The 19,230-nt window shown below is 77.4% G+C and carries 17 protein-coding genes; 8 read left to right on the forward strand and 9 right to left on the reverse strand.

Features of this window, described 5'->3' with window-relative positions:
* Nucleotides 1-115: 115 nt before the first annotated feature.
* Complete coding sequence (locus ACI8AD_RS17450) at nucleotides 116-955, reverse strand: phytanoyl-CoA dioxygenase family protein (RefSeq protein ID WP_456871786.1); 840 nt, start codon at nucleotides 953-955, stop codon at nucleotides 116-118.
* 41 nt (nucleotides 956-996) lie between these two features.
* Here ACI8AD_RS17450 and ACI8AD_RS17455 point away from each other — a divergent pair, with 41 nt between their 5' ends.
* From ACI8AD_RS17455 to ACI8AD_RS17465, 3 genes are all read left to right on the forward strand, one after another.
* Nucleotides 997-1,899 (forward strand): AraC family transcriptional regulator, encoded by a 903-nt coding sequence (locus ACI8AD_RS17455; protein ID WP_456871787.1) that lies wholly within the window; start codon nucleotides 997-999, stop codon nucleotides 1,897-1,899.
* Between the two features lie 113 nt (nucleotides 1,900-2,012).
* Entirely contained in the window at nucleotides 2,013-2,540 is a 528-nt protein-coding gene (locus ACI8AD_RS17460) for a hypothetical protein (protein ID WP_456871788.1), read from the forward strand.
* 438 nt (nucleotides 2,541-2,978) lie between these two features.
* Nucleotides 2,979-4,244 carry a multidrug effflux MFS transporter gene (locus tag ACI8AD_RS17465; RefSeq protein ID WP_456871789.1) on the forward strand — a complete coding sequence of 422 codons (1,266 nt, stop codon included), beginning with the start codon at nucleotides 2,979-2,981 and terminating at the stop codon, nucleotides 4,242-4,244.
* Between the two features lie 31 nt (nucleotides 4,245-4,275).
* Here ACI8AD_RS17465 and ACI8AD_RS17470 read toward each other — a convergent pair whose 3' ends face one another.
* Nucleotides 4,276-4,854, reverse strand: coding sequence for a hypothetical protein (locus tag ACI8AD_RS17470; protein WP_456871790.1), 579 nt, complete (start codon nucleotides 4,852-4,854; stop codon nucleotides 4,276-4,278).
* A gap of 174 nt (nucleotides 4,855-5,028) precedes the next feature.
* Between ACI8AD_RS17470 and ACI8AD_RS17475 the strand changes: the two genes are divergently transcribed.
* Nucleotides 5,029-6,300, forward strand: a complete 1,272-nt coding sequence (locus ACI8AD_RS17475) for a HupE/UreJ family protein (protein ID WP_456871791.1) — start codon at nucleotides 5,029-5,031, stop codon at nucleotides 6,298-6,300.
* A 41-nt stretch (nucleotides 6,301-6,341) separates the two neighbouring features.
* Nucleotides 6,342-7,043, forward strand: coding sequence for an NRDE family protein (locus ACI8AD_RS17480; protein WP_456871792.1), 702 nt, complete (start codon nucleotides 6,342-6,344; stop codon nucleotides 7,041-7,043).
* Between the two features lie 10 nt (nucleotides 7,044-7,053).
* On the opposite strand, the gene serA is transcribed toward ACI8AD_RS17480, so the two are convergent.
* Nucleotides 7,054-8,259 (reverse strand): phosphoglycerate dehydrogenase, encoded by a 1,206-nt coding sequence (gene serA / locus ACI8AD_RS17485; protein WP_456871793.1) that lies wholly within the window; start codon nucleotides 8,257-8,259, stop codon nucleotides 7,054-7,056.
* A gap of 225 nt (nucleotides 8,260-8,484) precedes the next feature.
* On the opposite strand from serA, the gene ACI8AD_RS17490 reads away from it, so the two are divergent.
* Nucleotides 8,485-9,717 carry an epoxide hydrolase family protein gene (locus ACI8AD_RS17490; protein WP_456871794.1) on the forward strand — a complete coding sequence of 411 codons (1,233 nt, stop codon included), beginning with the start codon at nucleotides 8,485-8,487 and terminating at the stop codon, nucleotides 9,715-9,717.
* A 48-nt stretch (nucleotides 9,718-9,765) separates the two neighbouring features.
* Here the strand turns inward: ACI8AD_RS17490 and ACI8AD_RS17495 are convergent, their stop codons facing one another.
* The 3 genes from ACI8AD_RS17495 to ACI8AD_RS17505 all read right to left on the reverse strand — a co-directional run bounded on the left by ACI8AD_RS17495 (nucleotide 9,766) and on the right by ACI8AD_RS17505 (nucleotide 12,494).
* A complete protein-coding gene (locus tag ACI8AD_RS17495; RefSeq protein ID WP_456871795.1) occupies nucleotides 9,766-10,611 on the reverse strand; it encodes an SDR family NAD(P)-dependent oxidoreductase in 846 nt (281 codons plus the stop codon).
* A 106-nt stretch (nucleotides 10,612-10,717) separates the two neighbouring features.
* Nucleotides 10,718-11,632: an anti-sigma factor RsbA family regulatory protein gene (locus ACI8AD_RS17500; RefSeq protein ID WP_456871818.1), complete on the reverse strand. Its 915-nt coding sequence runs from the start codon at nucleotides 11,630-11,632 to the stop codon at nucleotides 10,718-10,720.
* Between the two features lie 73 nt (nucleotides 11,633-11,705).
* Nucleotides 11,706-12,494: a sigma-70 family RNA polymerase sigma factor gene (locus tag ACI8AD_RS17505; RefSeq protein WP_456871796.1), complete on the reverse strand. Its 789-nt coding sequence runs from the start codon at nucleotides 12,492-12,494 to the stop codon at nucleotides 11,706-11,708.
* A gap of 540 nt (nucleotides 12,495-13,034) precedes the next feature.
* Between ACI8AD_RS17505 and ACI8AD_RS17510 the strand changes: the two genes are divergently transcribed.
* Both ACI8AD_RS17510 and ACI8AD_RS17515 read left to right on the forward strand, forming a co-directional pair.
* A complete protein-coding gene (locus ACI8AD_RS17510) occupies nucleotides 13,035-14,078 on the forward strand; it encodes an AAA family ATPase (RefSeq protein ID WP_456871797.1) in 1,044 nt (347 codons plus the stop codon).
* Nucleotides 14,079-14,321: 243 nt separating this feature from the next.
* Nucleotides 14,322-15,779 carry a LuxR C-terminal-related transcriptional regulator gene (locus tag ACI8AD_RS17515; protein WP_456871798.1) on the forward strand — a complete coding sequence of 486 codons (1,458 nt, stop codon included), beginning with the start codon at nucleotides 14,322-14,324 and terminating at the stop codon, nucleotides 15,777-15,779.
* 136 nt (nucleotides 15,780-15,915) lie between these two features.
* On the opposite strand, the gene ACI8AD_RS17520 is transcribed toward ACI8AD_RS17515, so the two are convergent.
* The 3 genes from ACI8AD_RS17520 to ACI8AD_RS17530 form a co-directional block, all read right to left on the reverse strand.
* A complete protein-coding gene (locus ACI8AD_RS17520; RefSeq protein ID WP_456871799.1) occupies nucleotides 15,916-16,584 on the reverse strand; it encodes a hypothetical protein in 669 nt (222 codons plus the stop codon).
* A 139-nt stretch (nucleotides 16,585-16,723) separates the two neighbouring features.
* Nucleotides 16,724-17,749, reverse strand: a complete 1,026-nt coding sequence (locus ACI8AD_RS17525; RefSeq protein ID WP_456871800.1) for a hemolysin family protein — start codon at nucleotides 17,747-17,749, stop codon at nucleotides 16,724-16,726.
* Complete coding sequence (locus ACI8AD_RS17530; protein ID WP_456871801.1) at nucleotides 17,746-19,146, reverse strand: hemolysin family protein; 1,401 nt, start codon at nucleotides 19,144-19,146, stop codon at nucleotides 17,746-17,748. Before ACI8AD_RS17530 ends, ACI8AD_RS17525 begins: the two co-directional genes overlap by 4 nt.
* Between the last annotated feature and the right edge of the window lie 84 nt (nucleotides 19,147-19,230).

Consider the following 19,230-nt stretch of genomic DNA (forward strand, 5'->3'; position numbering starts at 1 on the left):
CTCGTGACCGCACCCACCCGCATCTCGACGGCAGGGGGCGCCGGATGTCGACCTGGCGCTGCCTCGTGCGCTCGGGAGACGACACCGGGTCGACGACGGGACGTGGGGGCCGGCGTCACCCGGCGCTGCACCACTCCCCCGGCGTGTGGACGCCGTGGGCCACCCGCAGGTCGACGCCGTCGTCGCCGGGCACCAGGTGCGGCGAGGGCCGCCAGTCGTGCCGCGGCGCGGTGGGCCGGGCGGCGGCGTGCGCGGCCAGCGCGGCGGGCAGCAGCCGCATCCGCGCGGCCAGCCACTCGCCGTCCCAGGGACCGTCCTCCACCACCGAGGCGGCGGGCCGGAACTCCAGGTAGACGGTGCGCCGCAGCGGCGAGCCGGCGGTGGGCGGCGAGCCGTGCACCACCATGTCGTCGTGGACGAGCACGTCCCCCGGCGCCATCGGCACCTCCACCGCGCCGGGCACGTCCCAGCCGTGCTCGTCGCGCAGCCCGCAGGCGTCGGTGCGCGCCCGCTGGGAGCCGGGCACCACCCGCAGCGCGCCCTGCCCGGGCAGCGCGGCGTCGAGGTAGACGTCGACGTTGAACAGCCGGTGCCGCCGGGCGTGGACGGCGTCCTGGTGCCAGGGCACGGGCGCGCCGGCGCCCTCGGCCTTGACCACCAGCGACTCGTAGGTGGGCACCAGGTCCGGCCCGGCCAGCGACTCGGCGATGCCGAGCACCTCCGGGCTGCCGAGCAGCTCCAGCGAGGCGTCCTCGCCCTTGTCGTGCAGGTAGTCCACCCGCCACAGCACGCCGTTGGAGAACAGGTGGTCACCGGTCGGCGGCATCGCCGTCCACCGGTCGGCGGCGGCGCGCAGCCGGGCGAGCAGGTCGGCGGGGACGCGGTTCCGCAGGACGAGGAACCCCTCGGCGTCGAAGCGGGCGACCTGCTCGGGCGTCAGGGACAGCGGCGTCATGCCCCCGATGCTCGGCCGCACCGGCGCGGGAGACTCCCGGCATGGACGGCGGTGCTTCCCGGATCCTCGCCGGGTCCCCGGCCGAGACCCTGCTCGCCGGCCCGGTGCACGAGGAGCACGGCCTGGCCTGCCGGCTGAGCACCCGGCCGGTGATGCGCCGCGCGCACCGGCACGACGACGTCGAGCTCGCGCTGGCCGTGGGCGGCTGGGTGGAGCACGAGCACGCCGGCCGGCGGGTGCGGGTGGAGGACGGGACGCTGGTCGTGGCCTGGGGCGCGCTGCCGCACCGGGTCAGCGCGGCCGCCGACGGCGCGGCGGTGCGGTGGCTGACCGTGCCGCTGGCCGACGCGCTCGAGTGGGACGTCGAGGGCCGGCTGACCGCGGCGCTGCTGCGCGGCGAGCGGCGGGTGCTGCCCGGCCGCTCAGCGGACGCCGCGCGGTTCGCCGGCTGGGCGGCCGACCTGGCCGGTGGCGTGCCCGCGCGGGCCCGGGCGGCCCGGCTGGAGGCGCGGGCGCTGCTGGAGCGACTCTCGGTCGCCGCCCCGGTCCCGGTCGACGACGACGCCGGGGACGACGACGCGGCGCCCGAGACCGCCGGTGACCGGCACGCCCGGCGGGTGGCGCAGATGGCGGCCTTCGTCGCGGCGCGGTTCCGCGAGCCGGTCGGCGTCGCCGAGGTCGCCGCGGCCGCGCACCTGCACCCGGCCACGGCGACCGCCGCCTTCCGCGCGGTCACCGGCACCACGCCCGGCGCGTTCCTGCTGCGCTGCCGGCTCGCCGAGGCCCAGCGGCTGCTGCTGGTCACCACCGCCGACGTCGACGCCGTCGCCCGCCGGGCCGGCTTCGGGTCGACGAGCAGCTTCTACGCGGCCTTCACCCGGGAGGTGGGCGAGCCGCCCGCGGCCTGGCGGCGGCGCCGGCTGGCGCGTCGCGACCTCGTCTGAGACGCCGCCCGCGGCGGCGGCCCCGGGCGTGTCGGGGCGGGTGCGGCCGGGCAGGACGCGCCGTACCCGCTGGTAGGGACGGCGTCCTCCTCCACCGGACGTGGCCGGACCGGTTGACCGTCCCGACCCGCGCCCCGACCGTCCCCCACCGTGCGGAACCCGTCCCCCGACGTCGCTGGGAGGATCCCCGTGAAGCGTTCGAGCACCGCCGTCGCCGCTGCCGTCCTCGCGCTGGTCGCCGTCCCCGCGGCGCCCGCGCTCGCGGCCCGCCGCAGGTCTTCCCGATCGAGGACGAGTTCGCCGACGACTTCCTCACCGAGGAGTGCGGGGTCCCCGTCACCACCACCGCCACCGGTCAGGCCCGGCTCCGGGAGTTCCAGCGGGCATCGGGGGTGGTGTCGGTGTTCACCATCAACGTCGGCCTGGTGGCGACCTCCGAGTACGGGTCCGTCCGCTTCCGCGACGTCGGGGCCGACCTCGTCCGGATCGAGCCCGACGGCACCGGCTACGTGCAGGTGAGCGGCCAGGTGCCCTTCGACTACAACGGCGTCGTCCGGTACGACCTGGAGACGGGTGAGGTCGTGTTCCAGGGGGGTCGGCCGGAGTCCACCGACCGGGTCTGCGCCCGCCTGGCCCCCTGACCGACCGACCGCGGGCTGCCGGGCGGGCCGACCGCCGCTCCGGCAGCAGCAGGAGCTCGCCCGTGGTCCGTCGCGCCTCGAGGTCCTCGTGGGCGCGGCGGGCCTCACCCAGCGGGTAGCGACCGCCGACGCGCACGTCGAGCCCGCCGGAGGACGTCGACGAGGCCCGCCCCTCCCCCGGCTCGGGGTCGGGGAGGTCGCGGACCTGCCGCACCTCGGGTCCACCGGTGCGTTCGACGACCACGGCCGGCACGCTGCCTCCCGCTCCTCGGTCGGGTCGCGTCCACCGGGACGGTCCTCCCCGGGGCCGCCGGTGTGATCTGCGACGGGAACGATCCTCCGGGCCTCGGCGAGTGGAACAGCCGGCGGGCGGGAACGCTTGTGGTCTGCAACCACAGTTCCGAGACGGGGCGCTGCCGCGCGCCCAGGGGGAAGTCCGTGACCGTCACCCAGGACCGCAGTACCGCCGTGCCCGAGCAGGTCCCGACGCCGCACCGGGCGGTGCTGGCCCTCGTCCTCGGCGCCTTCGTCGCCGTCGGCGCCTTCACCATCGACATGTACCTGCCCGCCCTGCCCGCCATCGCCACCGACCTGCGCACCGGTCCGGCGATGGTGCAGCTGACCCTGACCGGCACGCTGGTCGGGCTGGCGCTCGGGCAGCTGGTGATCGGCCCGCTGGCCGACGCCCTCGGCCGGCGCCGCCCGATGCTGGCGGGGACCGCGCTGCACGTGGTGGCCTCGCTGCTGGTCCTGGTCGCGCCGACCGTGGAGGTGCTCGGCGTGCTGCGCGTCCTGCAGGGCGTGGGCAGCGCCGCCGGCGGCGTGGTCGCCATGGCGATCGTGCGGGACCTCTTCGAGGGACGGGCGGCCGCCGCGATGCTGTCGCGGCTGTTCCTCGTCATGGGCGCCGCCCCGGTGCTCGCCCCGACGATCGGCGGGGAGCTGCTGCGGATCACCTCGTGGCGCGGGGTGTTCCTCGTCCTCGCCGGCTACGGGCTGCTGCTGCTCGTCGTCGGCGCGCTCGTCGTCCCGGAGACCCTGCCGCCGGGCCGCCGCGCGACCGGCGGCGTCGTCGGCGTCCTGCGCACCTACCGGGGGCTGCTGCGCGACCGGGTCTACGTCGGCCTGGTGCTGGTGGCCGGGCTGACCATGGCCGCGCTGTTCAGCTACGTGTCGGGGTCGTCGTTCGTCTACCAGCGCGAGTTCGGCCTCGACGAGCAGCAGTTCGGCATGCTGTTCGGCGCCGGCGCCTTCTTCCTGATCGGCGCCACCCAGCTCAACCCGGTGCTGCTGCGCCGGTGGTCCCCGGCGCAGCTGCTGTCGACCGCCATGCTGGCCGGCGCCGTCGCGGCGCTGGTGCTGCTGGCGCTGTCGGCCACCGGCACCGGCGGGCTCGCCGGCGTGGTCGTCCCGCTGTGGGCGGTGCTCGCCGCCGTCGGGCTGGCCCTGCCCAACGCCCCGGCGCTGGCGCTGGCCGCGCACGGCGAGACCGCCGGCTCCGCGGCCGCCCTCCTCGGCGCGGTGCAGTTCGGCATCGGTGCCGCAGTCTCCCCGCTCGTCGGCGTGCTCGGCAACGACGCCACCGCGATGGCGCTCACCATGGTGGCCGGCCTGGTGCTGGCCATCGGGGTGCTCGGCAGCGTCGTCCGGCCGTGGCAGCTCACCGAGGCCGGCGGGGCGCCGGCGGTCGCCGTCGCCCACTGAGCGGCGGCTCGGCCGGCGGCCCGGCGGCCCGTCAGGCGTCGAGGCCGGCGAACGTGGGCGTGGCCTCCTCGCCGTCCCAGGTCACGCGGAAGGTGAACGCCTCCTCGAGTGCCGCGCGGTACTGCCCGGCCTCGTCCTCGGTGATCTCCCCCGACGCCAGGACGGCGTCGATCGCGGGGCCGTACTCCGCGACGAGGGCGTCGACGAGGTCCTGCGGGTCGACGCCGAGGTCCTCCGCGACGGCGGCCAGGTTCTGCCCGGCGTCCATGCGGACGTGCAGCTCGTCGTGGCTGATGGTCAGCACCTCGTCGAGCACGTCCTCGACGGGCTGGTGGCCGCGGTGCAGGCCGAGACCGGCGTCGCCGTAGGCCTCCTGGACCAGCGCGACGAGCTGCTCCTCGGTGCTGACGGAGGCGACGTCGACACCGCCCGGTCCCCCGCCGCCGGGGCCGGCGTCGGTGCTGCCGCCGGGGCCGGCGTCGGTGCTGCTGTCGGTGGACACCGTGCTGCTGGTGGTGGTGGAGGCCGCCTCGGCCGTCGTGCCGCACGCCGCGGCGATCGGGACCACGGCGGTCAGGAGGAGGGTGGCGAGGGTCCTGCGGAGCGTCACGGGAACTTCTCTCGTGCTCGGGGGAGTCGGTCGGGCTCCACGGTGCGGAGCGCGTCTCCGGTCCGGCTGAACGACCACTGCGAGAACGCTGGGAGACGAGTCCGTGGCGCTGGGTGACGAGTTCCCAGCCGGCTCCCGGCGGGCCCCCAGGAACGGTCGGCACGGTCGGGCGCCATGCCCTCCCGCCTCCCCCGCCGGCTCGCCGCCGGTGCCGCCCTGGCCCCCGGCCTGGTCCTGCTCACCCCGACCGCCGCGAGCGCGCACAGCCTGGACAGCAGCACCCTGTCGGTGCGGGTCGGGGAGGACGCCGTGGACGTCACCGTCAGCGTCGCGACGGCGACCCTCGACCGGGCGCTGGGCACCGACGCCGGCTCCTCCGCCGACGCCGTCGTCGCCTACCTCGACGAGCACCTGACCGTCACCGGCGCCGACGGGACGGCGTGGGCCGAGACCTGGACCGACGTCGTCCGGGAGTCCGTCGAGGGCATCGACACGCTGAGCGTGGCGGTGACGCTGGACCCCGGGGGCGCCGACCCGTCGGCGTTCACCCTCGCCTACGACGGGGTCGTCGAGGCCGACCCCACCCACGAGGCCGTCGTCGTCCTCACCGACGCCGCCGGGGACGTCTCCACCGCCGGCGTGCTCACCGCCTCCGACGACAGCCTGCGGGTCGGCGACGTCGCCGCCACCGGGATCGCCGACATGGTGGGGTACGGCCTGCACCACGTGCTCGCCGGCGCCGACCACCTGCTGTTCCTGCTGACCCTGCTGCTGGCGGCACCGCTGGTCGCGGTGGCCGGGCGCTGGCGGCGGCGCGAGGGGCTGGTCCCGACGCTGCGCCGGGTCCTCGGCGTCGTCACGGCGTTCACCGCGGGCCACTCGCTGACGCTGGTGGCCTCCGCGCTCGGCTGGGTGTCGGTGCCGGCCGCGCCGGTCGAGGTGCTCGTCGCCGCTTCGGTGGGGGCGGCCGCGGTGCACGCCGCGCGCCCGCTCGCCCGCGGCGGCGAGGTGCTGCTCGCCGGCGGGTTCGGCCTCGTGCACGGGCTGGCGTTCGCCGGGATCCTCACCGGCCTCGGCCTCGACGGGTCGGCCTCGGTGCCCGCGCTGCTCGCGTTCAACGTCGGCGTGGAGCTGGCCCAGCTGCTCACCGTCGCGGTGGTGTTCCCGTCGCTGTACCTGGTGTCGCGGACCCGCTGGTACCCGGCGCTGCGCCTGGCCGGCGCGGCGCTCGCCCTGGCCGCGGCCCTCGGCTGGGCGCTCGACCGCCTCGGCGTGCTCACCGACCCGCTCACCGGGGCGGAGGAGGCGGTGATCGCGCACCCCTGGACCGTCGTCGCCGGCCTGGCCCTGGTGGCGGTCTGCGCCTGGGCGGCCGACCGCAGGCCCCCGTCCCCGCGGGCGGGCCGGGACGTGCCGGCCGGACCCCCCGTCCCCGCCGCCGGGTGACGCCGGGGCGGGGACGCCGGACGACTGGCAGCATCGGCCGCGTGTGCACCGTGGTCGTGCGCTGGTCCGCGGGCCGTCCGGTCCGCGTCCTGGCGCTGCGCGACGAGCTGACGACGCGGGAGTTCGACGACCCGGGCCGCTGGTGGCCGGAGCTGCCCGACGTCGTCGGCGGGCGCGACCGGGCCGCCGGCGGCACCTGGTGCGCCACCGACGTCGGCACCGGGGTCACCGCCCTGGTGCTCAACCGCCCGCAGAAGCGGACCGCCGAGCCGGGTGCGGCCAGCCGCGGCGTCCTGCCGCTGCTCGGGGTGGCCCGGGGCGCGGACTGGCCCACCGGGACGCGGCTGGAGGGGATGGCGAGCTTCCTGCTCGTGCTGGCCGGCCCGGACCGGCTCACCACCTGGGACTTCGACGGCGACACCCTCACCAGCACCGCGCACGCCGAGGGGACGACGATGATCACCTCCGGCGGCCCCGAGGACCGCAAGGCCGACCGGTACCTGGCCGCCTTCACCACCGCCGAGCCCCCCGACGGCTGGCGCGCGCTGGTGCAGGAGGCGCCGCCCCAGGACGACCCGGGCGCGCTCGTGGTCCGCCACGAGGAGGACGGGGCGGTGTTCGCCACGGTGTGCGGTCAGCTGCTCGAGACCCGCCCGGGCACGCTGCAGGTGGAGTTCAGCCGCCGGCCCTGGACCGCCGGGACGTGGGCGGTCACCGACCACACGGCGGCGCGGCCCCGGTGAGGGCCGCGGCTCAGCCCTGCGGCGGGAACGTCGACAGCCGGACGGTCTCCGGCAGCGCCCGCAGCGCGGCCAGCAGGGGCCCGGTCAGCTCGCCGTTGACGTCGGTGACCACGTAGCCGAGCTCGCCGCGGGTGGCCAGCACCTGCCCGTCGACGTTGAGCCCGTGCTCGCCGACCAGGGCGTCGACACCGGCGAGCACGCCGGGCACGTTGCGGTGCAGCAGCGCGAACCGGGCCGCCGAGGACCCGTGCAGGGCGACCGCGGGCAGGTTGACGCTCAGCGTCGTCGTCCCGGTGCGCGCGTAGTCGACGAGCTTGCCGGCGACGAACCGCCCGATGTCGTACTGCGCCTCCTGCGTCGACCCGCCCACGTGCGGGGTGAGGATGACGTTGGGCAGCCCGCGCAGCACCGAGTCGAACGCGTCGCCCTGCTCGCGGGGCTCGTCGGGGAACACGTCGACGGCGGCGCCGGCGATGTGCCCGCTCAGGACGTGCTCGCGCAGCGCCTCGTGGTCGACCACGAAGCCGCGCGAGAGGTTGAGGAACAGGCTGCGCCGGCGCATCCGGGCGAACTGCTCGGCGCCGAACATCCCGGCGTTGCCGGCCCGGCCGTCGACGTGCAGCGTGACGGTCTCCGCCCGCTCGAGCAGCTCCTCGAGGCTGCCGCACGCCTCGGCGTTGCCCAGCGCCAGCTTGTCCTCGAGGTCGTAGAACAGCACCCGCATGCCCAGCGCCTCGGCCAGCACCGACAGCTGGCTGCCGATGTTGCCGTAGCCGACGATCCCCAGGGTCCGCCCGCGGATCTCGTGGCTGCCGGCCGCCGACTTGTCCCAGATCCCGTCATGAAGCGCGCGGTCCCGGTCGGTCAGCCGCCGCGCCAGGCTGATGATCTCCGCGATGGCCAGCTCGACGACGCTGCGGGTGTTGGAGTACGGCGCGTTGAACACCGCCACACCGGCCGCGGCCGCCGCGGGGAGGTCGATCTGGTTGGTGCCGATGCAGAAGGCGCCCACCGCCGCCAGCCCCGGGCGGCTCTCGAGCACCTTCGCGGTCACCTGCGTCTTGGACCGGATCCCCAGCAGGTCCACGCCGTCGAGCGCGGCGGCCAGGTCCGCCTCGTCCAGCGCCCCGCGCAGCGCCTCCACCTCGTAGCCGGCCGACGACAGCAGCTCCACCGCCACCGGGTCGATGTTCTCCAGCAGCAGCGCTCTCGGCATGTCGGACCCGTCCCTCTCGTCGTGCACGTCGACGACGAGTCTCCCAGCGGCCGGCGACGTCCCGGGAACCGCCACCCCGGGCCTGCCCCTCAGGGGTGCCCCGGGCCTCCCTGGCACGGGCCGGGGCCCGGGCCGGTCGGCGGACCAGTCGCCTGTACCGGGGCGGCGGACCGCCCGGGGTCACGACGCTTCTCCCGCCCGACGTCCTCAGGGAGGGAGACCCCCGTGACCGCCACCACGACCCGGCCCCAGACCGCGGCCACCGACGACGCCGTCCGCCCGTTCCGGGCCGACGTGCCGCAGGCCGACGTCGACGACCTGCGCCGGCGGCTCGCCGCGACGCGCTGGCCGGACGCCGAGACCGTCGACGACCGCTCGCAGGGCGCGCCCCTGGCGGAGATGCAACGGCTGGTCCGGTACTGGGCCAGCGACTACGACTGGCGCCGCGGCGAGGCGCTGCTGAACGCCTGGCCGCAGTTCACCACGACCATCGACGGGGTCGACGTCCACTTCTTCCACGTGCGCTCGCGGCACGAGAACGCACTGCCGCTGGTCATCGTGCACGGGTGGCCGGGCTCGGTGTTCGAGCAGATCAAGGTGCTCGGGCCGCTCACCGACCCGACGGCCCACGGCGGACGGCCGGAGGACGCCTTCGACGTCGTCATCCCGTCCCTGCCGGGCTACGGCTTCTCCTCGCGCCCCACCGAGACCGGCTGGGACGTGGAACGCATCGGGCACCTGTGCGGGGTGCTGATGCGGCGGCTGGGCTACGACCGCTACGTCGCGCAGGGCGGCGACTGGGGCGCCGGTGTCGTCGAGGCGATGGCGCGACAGGCGCCCGAGGGGCTGGCGGCGATCCACACCAACCTGCCGGCGGTGTTCCCGCCCGACGCGGCCGCGGCGATCTCCAGCGGCGGGCCGGCACCGGACGGCCTGTCGGAGGAGGAGCAGGCGGCGTTCGACGACGTGCGGTCGTTCCTGGCCGGCGGCGGCTGGGGCTACTACCAGATGATGACCGCGCGGCCCCAGGCCGTCGGCTACGGCCTGACCGACTCCCCCGCCGGCCTCGCCGGCTGGATGCTCGTGCACGGCGGGTTCGGCCACTGGAGCTACGGCGAGGACCCCGCCCAGACCCCGACCGTCGACGAGGTGCTGGACAACTTCTCCCTGCACTGGCTGACCAACACGGTGGTCTCCGGGGCACGGCTCTACTGGGAGAACCGCGCGCAGAGCCTGATCAGCGCGGCCGGGCAGCGGACCGACACGATCGGCATCCCGGTGGCCGTCACGGTCTGCCCCGACGACGACCTGTTCCGGGCGCCGGAGACGTGGGCCCGCCGCGCCTTCCCGACCCTGGTCTACTTCCACCGGGCCGCGGCCGGCGGGCACTTCCCGGCCTGGGAGCAGCCGCAGGTCTTCGCCGAGGAGATGCGCGCGGGGTTCCGGTCACTGCGCTGACCGCGTGACGCGCCCTCCGGTGCGTCCGTCACGCCCGCCGCGCGGGCGTCACGCCGCGGCGGCGCCGTCGACGGCGGCGGCGGTGCCCGCCCAGGCGTCGAGCTCGTCGAGCTGGCCGCGCAGCGCGGCGCGGATCTCCTGCACCGCGTAGCTGCCGGTCACCAGCCGGCGCGGGGGGCGGTCGGCGTCGACGGCGGTCAGGATGGCCGCGGCGACCCGGTCGGCCCCGTTGAAGGCCTCCGGCGGCAGCGCGGCGATCGCCCGCTGCACCTCGCGGACCGTCGGGTCGTAGTCACCGATGGTCCCCGCGACCTCCAGCTTGGCGCCGAACGCCGTCGCGGTCGGGCCGGGTTCGACCAGGGTCACCCGGATCCCCAGCGGCTCGACCTCCCCGACGAGGGCCTCGGTCAGCCCCTCCACCGCGTACTTGGTGGCGGCCAGCAGCCCGACGCCGGCGTGCGCCACCCGCCCGTAGTAGGACGAGCCCTGCAGCACGTGCCCGCCGCGCTGGGCGCGCAGCACCGGCAGGGTCGCCCGCAGCACGTGCAGCACGCCGAACACGTTGGTGTCGAAGACGGCGCGCGCCTGCTCGTCGGTCGACTCCTCCACCGCGCCGAACAGCCCGTAGCCGGCGTTGTTGGCCACCACGTCGAGGCGGCCGAAGGACGCCACGGCGCGGGTGACGGCGTCGTCGACCTCGGCCGGCCGGCGGACGTCGGCGGCGAGGGCGAGGACCCGGTCCCCGTGCTGGTCGGCGAGCGGGGCGAGCGCCGACACGTCGCGCGCCAGGGCGGCGACCCGGTCGCCGCGGCCGGCTGCGGCCCGGGCGAGCGCCAGCCCGATCCCGGAGGAGGCGCCGGTGATGAACCAGGTGGAGGGGCTGCGGTCTGTCATGGCGGGGAGCGTCCCGGGACGCGGCGGCCGTCGCGCCGGTGTCGACCCCGGGCCCGCGCACCCGGGGGCGGGGCCCGTGCACCGGACCCGGTGGAGGGCGCTGCCCTCAGAGCACGATCCGGGCGGTGAAGCCGTCGGCCGCCCGGGCGAAGTCGATCTGCCAGGTGAGCTGGCGGGCGACCCACAGGCCGGTGCCGACCCCCGGCCGGGGCGCCAGGTAGCCCGCCAGCGGGTCGTCGAAGCCCGGGCCTGCGTCGACGACCTCGCACACGAACCGGCCGCCGGCGCGTCCGGCGCGCACGGCGCGCACCCCGCCCCCGTGCCGCACGGCGTTGGCGTGGACCTCCGTCGCGGCGAGGAGGGCGTCGAGGGCGCGGGCGGGGGGCACCCCCTCGGCGGCCAGCTCCCGGGCCAGGTGCTCGCGGAACTCCTCGGCGTCGCGGCCGGCGGGCACCGGCCGCAGCCGCGCCGGCGGGTCGGGGGCACCGGCGAGGGCGCGCACCAGGGCGTCGACGTCGTCGAACCGGTCGCTGGCCTGCCAGGTGCCCCCGGCGACGACCTGCGGGTGCGTCCGCCACACGTCCTCGCGGACCTCGTCGGGCACCGCGCCGGTGTCGTAGGTGCACAGCACCCACGCCGGCAGGTGCGCGAAGGAGCGGTTGAAGGCCGCCTCGTAGGCCGTCCACACCGCCCGGTCCCCCGGGTCCGGGCCCACCTGGACGTCGGCCACCGCGCGCAGCGAGGGCACCCTCCCCAGCTCGTCGGCGTAGACGGCGTGGTAGGCGGCCAGCGTCCTGACCGGGCGCGTGTACGCGCCGCCGACGTCGACGAAGGTCACCGACTCCGCGTCCGGGCCCAGCGCGTCGCGCACCGCGGCCAGCCCGCGGCGGGTGTGGGCGACGACCGCGCCCTCCCCGGCCTCCAGTCCCTCCCGGAGGAACGGCAGCGACAGCGCCAGGAACTCCTCCTCGCCGTCGTAGACGAACGCGTCGTGCCGCAACGCCGATCCGGCCGGCCGCATGGCCACCACCCCTCCCCGGTCCCCCGTGACGACGTCTCCAGTAAGCCGCCGGCTCCCGGTCGCAAGCCCGCTCTCAGCGGACCGGAGCCGACCGGGTGAGGGACGCCCGCAGCTTGCCCAGCCCGCCCGCCTCGATCTGCCGGGCCCGCTCCGCGGTGACGCCGAGGCTGGTCCCGATCTCGCGCAGGCTCCGGGCGGGCTCGCCCAGGCCGTAGTGGGCGCGGATGACGTACCGCTCGCGCTCGTCGAGCCGCTCGGCGAGCGCGTACACCTCCTGGACCTCGATGTCGTCGAGGACGACGTCGAAGGCCTGCTCGGCGCGGGGGTCGGGGAGCTGGTCGGCCACGGTGGCCCCGGGCGCGTCGCCCCCGCCGAGGCGCTCCTCGAGGCTGCGGGGGCTGCGCTCGGCCGCCTGCAGCTGCTCGACCTGCTGTCGGCGCAGTCCGGTCGACCCGCTGAGCTGGTCGGGGGTCGGCTCGACGCCGTGCTCGCGCAGGTGGTCGGCGCGGGCGGTCCGCACCGCGGCCAGGCCGCGCACGGCGCGGTCGGACAGCGCGACGGGGCGGCTGAGCTCGGCGACGAGCTCCTGCATGGCCTTGCGCACCCAGAACGACGCGTAGGCCCAGAAGGGGGTCTCCAGCGCCGGGTCGAAGCGGCGGGCGGCGAACAGCAGCCCGGCGACGCCCTCCTGCAGCAGCTCCCGCCGCTCGATGCCGGGAGTGTGCCGGTAGGTGTTGGCCAGGCCGGCGATCTCGGGGAGGAACGCCTCGACCAGGTCGGCGCACGCCCGGCGGTCCCCGGCCTCGGCGGCGATCACCAGGTCCCGCTCCTGCAGCGGGGTGAGCCGCGCCGCGGACGTCACCGCCACGGACGGTCCGGCCGCACGCGTCCCGGCCGTCGGACCATCCTCCACCCCCTCACTCGCCGGGCGCGGGGATCGTCGCACGCACCGCGACCCCGCCGGAACCTGTCGGGGAACCCCCTTGGCTGCGCCCCGCGGCGGCTTACTGGAGAGCTCGTGCACCCCCAGCGGCAGGAGGTCGACATGGTCACGGCGTGACCGCCGTGGGCGAGCGCCCACCCCCTGACCCCGATCCCAGCGATCCCGGCAGCGCACCGCGACGCGACACGTCGACCGCGGCGGAGCGCTCCCCCTGCCCGCCCTCCCGGAGTCCCGGAGGGCGGAGGACCACGACACCGGCGGATCCGCGGTGGCCCCGACCACCCCGGACGTCGGTCCCCCACGGGCCGGTGCGCACCCGTGGCACCCCCCGGCACGCGCCCGGCCCAGCGGTCGCGACGACCGACGACCGGTCCCGCGCGTGCCCGTTCCCCGGCGCCGACGGCCCCTCCGGGAGGGCCCGCGCGCCCTGCTGACGACCCCAGGCGGTGGAGCATGCGCGTGTCCGGAACGGCCCCCCGGCTCGTGGGGCGGCGAGCCGAGTGCGACCGGCTGAGCGGGCTGGTCGCCGCCGCGGAGGCCGGCCGCAGCCAGGTCCTGGTGCTCCGCGGCGAGGCCGGGATCGGCAAGACCGCCCTGCTCGCGTTCGTCGCCGAGCGCGCGGCCGGCTGCCGGGTCCGCCGAGCCGCCGGCGTCCAGTCGGAACGGGAGCTGGCCTTCGCCGGCCTCCACCAGCTGTGCGGTCCCCTGCTCGACCGGGGGGACGCCCTGCCGCCTCCCCAGCGGGAGGCGCTGCACACCGCCTTCGGGCTGCGGCCCGGCGGCGTCCCCGACCGGTTCGTGCTGGGACTGGCGGTGCTGTCCCTGCTGGCCGCGGTGGCGGCCGAGCGGCCGCTGGTCTGCCTCGTCGACGACGTCCAGGAGATGGACCGCCCCTCCGCCCGCACGCTGGAGTTCGTCTGCCGCCGGCTGACCACCGGGCCGGTCGCCGTGGTCCTCGCCGTCCGTGACGCCGACGAGGAGCCGCGGCTCTCGGGGCTGCCGTCGCTGCGCCTGCGCGGGCTGGCCGACGGCGACGCCGCGGCGCTGCTGCACTCCACCGGGACCGGCCGGCTCGACCCGCGCGTCCGGGACCGCGTCCTGGTCGAGAGCCGCGGCAACCCGCTGGCGCTGCTGGAGCTCTCGCGCGGCCTGTCGCCGACCGAGCTGGCGTTCGGCGGCGCCACGGCCGTGACCGGCCCCCTGGACCGCCGCCTGGAGGCGGAGTTCCTGCGCCAGGTGGCGCCGCTGCCCGAGCCGGCCCGGTGGCTGCTGCTGACGGCGGCCGCCGAGCCGACCGGGGACCTCCCCCTGCTGTGGCGCGCCGCCGAGCGGCTCGGCATCGGGCCCGGGGCCGCGGGAGCCGCGGAGACCTCGGGTCTGGTGACGCTGCACCACCGGGTGCGGTTCCGGCACCCGCTGGTCAGGTCCGCGGTCTACCGGTCGGCGGCACCGGTGCAGCGGCGGGCCGTCCACCGCGCGCTCGGCGAGGCCACCGACCCCTAGGCCGACCCCGACCGGCGGGCGTGGCACCTCTCCCGGGCCGCCACCGGGCCCGACGAGGACGTCGCCGTACAGCTCGAGCGCTCCGCCGGCCGGGCACTGGGCACCGGCGGGCTCGCCGCGGCGGCCGCCTTCCTCGAGAAGGCCGCGCAGCTGACCGCCGATCCCGCCCGGCGGGCCCGTCGCTGCCTGCGGGCCGCCCGGGCGAAGGTCGCCGCGGGGGCGTTCGACGACGCCGCGGCACTGGTGGCGACGGCCGAGGAGCAACCCCTGACCGAGGCGGACCGGGCCCGCGCCGAGCTGCTGCGCGCGCGGGTCCCCCTCGCGGCGGACCGCACCGACGAGGCGCTGCCGCAGCTGCTGGCCGTGGCCCACCGCTGGGCGGCGCTCGACCCGCAGGTGGCCAGGGACGCCCACCTCGACGCGTTCTGCGCCGGGGTGTCCGGCGGGCGGCCGGCCGCGCGGCGGGTCGCGGAGGCCGTGCGCGGGACGCCGCTCCCGCCCGGACCGGGCCGCGAGGGCGCCCTGCTCGAGGGGCTCGCCGTGCTGTTCACCGACGGGGACGCGGCGGCGGCACCGCTCCTGCAGCGGGCCGTGCGGGGCTTCCTCACCGGCGAGCTGCCCCTGGACGACGCGGCCGGACCGGTCCGGCTGGCGGTGGTGACGGCGGCGTCGCTGTGGGACGCCGCCGGCTGGGACGCCCTCACCCGGCGGCACCTGGCGGCGGCGCGGGAGGCCGGGGCCCTCGGGGTGCTCCCGGCGGCGCTGGACGCCCGGGCGACGGCACGGGTGTGCACCGGGGACCTCGCGGGCGCCGCGTCCCTGGTGGAGGAGGCCCGGTCGGTCACCGAGGGAGCGGCGAGCGCCCGCACGTCCTCCGGGGAGGCGGCCCTGCTCGCCGTCCAGGGGGACCCCGAGCGGGCCGAGCCGGTGCTGCGCAGCTGCCTGGCCGACGCCCTCGCCCGCGCTGAGGGCATCGCGGTCAGCACGGCGCGGTGGGGCCGCGCCGTCCTGGCCAACGGCCTGGGCCGCTACGACGACGCCCGCCGTGCGGCCGAGGCGGCGGCGGCCCCCGGTGGGCTCGGCCCGGCGCGGTGGGCGCTGGCCGAGCTGGTCGAGGCGGGCGTGCGCGCCGGGGATCCCCGGGCGGCGGCCGCGGCGTCGGAGTCCCTGACCGCGGCGGCCCGCGCCAGCGGTACCGAGTGGGCGCTCGGGGTGGCGGCCGGCCGGCAGGCCCTGCTGTCCCGGGGCGAGGACGCCGACGCGCTGTACCGCGAGGCGGTCGACCGGCTCGCCCGCACCCCGGTGCAGCTGGAGCTGGCCCGGACGCGGCTGCTGCACGGTGAGTGGCTGCGGCGGGAGGGCCGCCGCGTCGATGCCCGGGTGCAGCTGCGGGCGGCGCACGAGGCGCTGTCGGCGATGGGCGCCCGGGCCTTCGCCGAGCGCGCCCGGCAGGAACTCCTGGCCACCGGGGAGTCGGTGCGGGCGCGCTCGGCCACGGGCCCGGGGCGGCTCACCGACCAGGAGGAGCGCATCGCCCGGCTCGCCGCCGCGGGGCTCACCAACCGCGAGATCGGCGCCGCGGTCCACCTGAGCCGCCGCACGGTGGAGTGGCACCTGCGGAAGGTGTTCGTCCAGCTCGGGGTCACCGACCGCCGGCAGCTGCGGCGGCACCTCCCGGAAGGTCCCCCGCCGCCCGGCTAGCCGCGTCGCCCCGTGCGGCCCCGGTCGGGTCCGGCACGGTGCTCCTGCGGTGTTCCCCGCGCACCCGCGGTGCCGCACCGCCGCGGGAGCGGGCAGGACACCGCAGGAGTCGCCCGGGGTCGGGAGCCGGAGCCGGTCAGGCCCCGGCGACCGCCGGCACGGGCACCGGCAGGGCCGCGGCCACCAGCGAGCCCCCCGAGTCCGGGGTCTCCACCCGCAGCGAGCCCCCGGCGCGGCGCACCAGCTCCCGGCAGCGCGCCAGGTCCCCGGCGGCCACCGGGGCCGGCCCGGCAACGTGCCCGGGCGGGGGGGCGAGCACCACGAGCAGGTCCAGGTGCGTCGGCGACCAGGTCAGCGACACCGACAGCGACGCCGATGGCGACACCGACGGCGACGCCGCCGCGCCCGCGGACCGCAGCACCTCGTCCAGCAGTGACCGGACCGCCGCCTCGCCCTCCGGGGACAGCCGCCCCTCCGGGCCGGACGCGGTGAACCGGACCGCGCCCCCGGAGGCACGGAAGCCGCCCAGCAGGTCCGCCAGCGCCACCGGGCCGGCGAGGGCACCCGTGTCGGCCGGCTCCGGGAGCGCGCCGGCGCGCAGCGCGTCGTAGACCGCACCGCTGGAGCGGGTCAGGCCGCGCAGCGCCCGCACCGCGGCCGCCGGGTCCTCGCGGACGAGGTGCTCGGCCGCCCGGGCCCGGGCGTGCACCAGGGCGGCCTCGCGGACCAGGGCGTCGTGGTCGTCCCGCGCGTCGAGGACGTCGGGGACGTCGAGGGCGTCGAGGGCGTCCTGGCCGACGGGCATGGCGACTCCGATCCGTGGTGGTCCGTCCGACGGCGGGCGCGTGTCCGCGGCCCGTGCTCCCGGCGCTGACACGTCGTGAACGGCCGGGGCCGCGGATCGGGTTCCGCCCGTCGGCGTGGCGCGCCGCCGTCGCGGCCGGTCAGCCGGCGGTGGCCCCCTGCTGCGGGAACAGCCGGTGCAGCACGTCGGCCAGGGTGACGACGCCGACCACCTCGTCGCCGTCGGTGACCAGCGCGAGGTGGTTGCGGGTCTCGCGCATCGCCCGGAGCGCGGCGTGGACGGTGGTGTCCGCGCCGAGGGAGAACACCGGCCGGGCGAGAGGCGCCGCGGGCGCGTCGTCGGGTGCGGTCAGGGTGTCGCGGACGTGCACCACCCCGGTGATCCCCTCCCCCGCCACCGCACCGAGCAGGATGCGCAGGTGCCCCGAGGCGCGGGTGGCCGCCCGCACCTCGCCGACGGTGGCCGCGGCCCGGACCCCGCTCGGGCGGGACGCCGGGCCCAGCAGCTCCCGGACGGTGAGCCGCTCGAGGTCCAGCGCGCCGGAGATCTGCGCGGAGAAGCTCGCGTCCAGGGCCCCGACGTTGGCCGAGTGCTCCACCAGGTGGCGCAGCGCGTCGGGGCTGTGCCCGACGGCGAGCTCGTCGGCCGGCTGCACGCCGACCCGCCGGACCAGCGCGTTGGCCGCGGCGTTGAGGGCCCGCAGCAGCGGGCGGAACAGGGCCATGAACGCGCGCATCGGCGCGGCGAGCAGGGTGGCCGAGCGTTCCGGGTGGGCGATGGCCCACGACTTGGGCGCCATCTCCCCGACCACCAGGTGGAGGAAGGTCACCACCAGCAGCGCGAGGACGAAGCCGGCGACGTCGGCGGCCACCGCCGGCAGCCCCCAGGTCTCGAACAGCGGGGTGAGCCAGTGGTGCACCGCCGGCTTGCTGATCGCGCCGAGCGCGAGGGTGGCCGCGGTGATGCCCAGCTGGGAGCCGGCGAGCAGCAGCGTCAGCTCCGAGGAGTTGCGCAGCGCGGCCCGCGCCGAGCGGCTGGTGGGGGCGGCCTCCTCCAGCCGGTGCCGCTTGGCGGCCAGCGCGGCGAACTCCACGGCCACGAAGAACGCCGACAGCGCGACGATGCCCACGGTGGCGGGGACGACGACCCACGGGCTGTCGCTCATCGGGAGGTCTCCTCGGCGGGGGCGGGGGCGGGGACGTCGTCGGCGCGGGCCGGCAGCTCCAGGCGCACCCGGGAGGGCACGTGCCGCTCGACGGCGAGCACCTCGACGTCGAGGTGCCGGGGCGCGGGCCGGTCGTCGTGGACGAGGTCGGCGGGGTCGGGCGGCAGCTCGACGGTGAGCGCGGTGCCGGGCTCGGGCAGGTCGCCGTGCGCGGCGATGACCAGCCCGGCGATCGTCTCGTAGTGCCCGCGGGGCAGGTCGACGCCGAGCGCGCGCTCGACCTCGTCGACGTGCACGTCCCCGGCCATCTCCCAGACGCCGTCCCCGGCCACCGGCACGTACTCCGGGTCGACGTCGGCGTCGTGCTCGTCGGTGATCTCCCCGACCAGCTCCTCCGCGAGGTCCTCCAGCGTGACGACACCGGCGAAGCCGCCGTACTCGTCGACGGCGCAGGCGAGCTGGTTGCGCGTCTCGCCGAGCAGCCGCAGCACGTCCGGCAGCGACGCGAGGGTCGGCACCACCAGGCAGGGGCGGGCGATCGCGGTCACCGGCGCGGAGTCCGGCTCGGTGGTGGTCAGCAGGTCGCCCAGGTGCACCACGCCGAGCACGTCGCCGGTGCCCTCCTCCAGCACCGGGTAGCGGGAGTGGCCGGTGGCCATCAGCTCCCGAAGGTGGCCCAGGGTGTCGGTGGCGGCGACGGTGCCCACCCGCGGCCGCGGGATCATGGCGTGCTCGACGTCCCGGGTGGGGAAGTCGAGGATGCGGTCGACCATCACCGACAGCTCCGCCGGCAGGTCGCCGCTCTCCCGGGACTCCTCGACGATGTGCTCGAGGTCGCGCGCGGTGGCCGCGTGCTCGACGTCGTGCACCGGCTCGATCCGCAGCACCCGCAGCAGCAGGTTCGACGCGCGGTCGAACACCTGGATGAGCCAGCCGAACACCCGCAGGTACACCGTCGTGGAGGCGGCCAGCCACCGGGCCACGGGCTCGGGCCGGGCGATGGCGAGGTTCTTCGGGAACAGCTCGCCGAAGAGCATCTGCACCAGCGTGGAGAACAGCAGCGCCAGGACCGCGCCGACGCCCACGCCGACCGCCGTCGGGACCCCCACGCCGCCGAGCAGCGCGCCGAGGGACTCCCCGATGAGCGGCTCGGCGACGTAGCCGACGAGCAGCCCGGTGACGGTGATGCCCAGCTGGGCGCCCGAGAGCATGAACGACGTCCGCCGGGTGACCCGCAGGGCCCGGGCGGCCGCCGTGTCGCCGGCCTCGGCGCGGGCGGCCAGGGTCGAGCGGTCGACCGCCATGTAGGCGAACTCCTGGGCCACGAAGTACCCCGTGGCGGCGGTGATCGCGAGGACCACCAGGACGCCCAGGAACAGCGAGAGCACCTCCGTCACCGGCCACGCACCCCCTCACCGCGGTCGGGGGACGTGGCCTGGGGACTGTGATAGGGACTCATGGCTCTCTTCGACGACGGGGCG

It is taken from the genome of Geodermatophilus sp. SYSU D00766 (assembly GCF_054049915.1).

Excerpts from the sequence above, each read along its gene's own strand:
- ACI8AD_RS17495 (WP_456871795.1), bottom strand. The coding sequence starts at position 10,611 with ATGACAGACCGCAGCCCCTCCACCTGGTTCATCACCGGCGCCTCCTCC.
- serA (WP_456871793.1), bottom strand. The coding sequence starts at position 8,259 with ATGCCGAGAGCGCTGCTGCTGGAGAACATCGACCCGGTGGCGGTGGAG.
- ACI8AD_RS17450 (WP_456871786.1), bottom strand. The coding sequence starts at position 955 with ATGACGCCGCTGTCCCTGACGCCCGAGCAGGTCGCCCGCTTCGACGCC.
- ACI8AD_RS17520 (WP_456871799.1), bottom strand. The coding sequence starts at position 16,584 with ATGCCCGTCGGCCAGGACGCCCTCGACGCCCTCGACGTCCCCGACGTC.
- ACI8AD_RS17500 (WP_456871818.1), bottom strand. The coding sequence starts at position 11,632 with ATGCGGCCGGCCGGATCGGCGTTGCGGCACGACGCGTTCGTCTACGAC.
- ACI8AD_RS17475 (WP_456871791.1), top strand. The coding sequence starts at position 5,029 with ATGCCCTCCCGCCTCCCCCGCCGGCTCGCCGCCGGTGCCGCCCTGGCC.
- ACI8AD_RS17455 (WP_456871787.1), top strand. The coding sequence starts at position 997 with ATGGACGGCGGTGCTTCCCGGATCCTCGCCGGGTCCCCGGCCGAGACC.
- ACI8AD_RS17525 (WP_456871800.1), bottom strand. The coding sequence starts at position 17,749 with ATGAGCGACAGCCCGTGGGTCGTCGTCCCCGCCACCGTGGGCATCGTC.